Source organism: Streptomyces sp. NPDC055140 (assembly GCF_053607285.1).
In genome coordinates this window covers 1-1,112 of sequence record NZ_JBSGTG010000218.1, presented here as the reverse complement: position 1 = coordinate 1,112, position 1,112 = coordinate 1, and the positions used below count along the sequence as shown (strand labels likewise).

1 protein-coding gene is annotated in these 1,112 nt (G+C 70.5%); it reads left to right on the top strand.

Annotated elements, in window-relative coordinates; translation table 11 throughout:
* Nucleotides 1-670 (top strand): aldehyde dehydrogenase family protein (locus ACWFR4_RS49140; protein ID WP_453658537.1); only part of this gene is annotated, 670 nt, incomplete at its 5' end.
* Nucleotides 671-1,112 lie beyond the last annotated feature (442 nt).

Here is a 1,112-nt window from a genome sequence, read left to right as displayed (position 1 = left end):
CGTCCACTCCTCGCTCCACGCCGAGTTCGTCACCCGTTTCGGCGCACGCGTGCGGGCCATGAAGCTGGGAGCGGAGCTGGACTTCAGCGCCGACATGGGCTCCCTCACCTCCCAGGGACAGCTGGACCGCATCAGCGCCCAGGTCGACCAGGCCCGCGCCGCGGGTGCGACCGTCGTGGCGGGCGGCCGGGCGCGCCCGGACCTCGGCCCCTACTTCTACGAGCCGACCGTGCTCACCGGCGTCACCCCCGAGGTGCCGCTGTGGCGGGAGGAGACATTTGGGCCGGTGGTCTCCCTCTACCCGTTCGAGAACGAGGAGGAGGCGGTACGCGCCGCCAACGACTCCGACTACGGCCTCAACGCCAGCGTCTTCAGCCGCGACGTCCGCCGGGCCCGCCGGCTCGCCGCCCGCATCGAGTCGGGCACCGTGAACATCAACGAGGGCTACGCCTCCGCCTACGCCTCCCAGGGCGCCCCGATGGGCGTCATGAAGGACTCCGGCCTCGGACGCCGCCACGGCCGGGCCGGCCTCCTCAAATACACCGAACCGCAGAACGTGGCCAGCCAGCACCTGATCGGCTTCTCCCCCCCGGCCTGGATGAGCAAGGGCGACTACGCCGAACTCCTCGCCACCTCACTGCGCACCCTCAAGGCCCTGCGCATACGGTGAGTTACTGCCAGTAGATGCCGGCTACGCGGGACGCCCCCGCTCGCACTCACCCCGCCCCTCGCACTCCCCGAGCGCCGAGCCTGGCAGCAACCCATCCTGGGCCGCAGAAGAACTCTCACAGTTATGTTTTCCGCGGCTCCGCAACGGGGCCGCTGGCCTCCGCGCCCGGCATGACTGTTGCCCCCTGTCGAAGGCATGACCTGGGGGGTGGTGTTCACCGGGCCCGGGAGGTGTCCGTCGGAGACGCTGATCAGAGGTCCGGCCACCGTCCGGTCCGGCGCAATGCCGGGCAGTTCGCGGGCGGCAGGTCTGCATAACGTGGATGCGCGAGCACGGTGCCAACGCCGAGGCCGGCACGGTCAACCACCCGGGAGGGGTGCGATGTTAGACACCGGCGATGTGGGCGTCTTCCTGGGCATGGACGTCGGCAAGAGCGCCCACC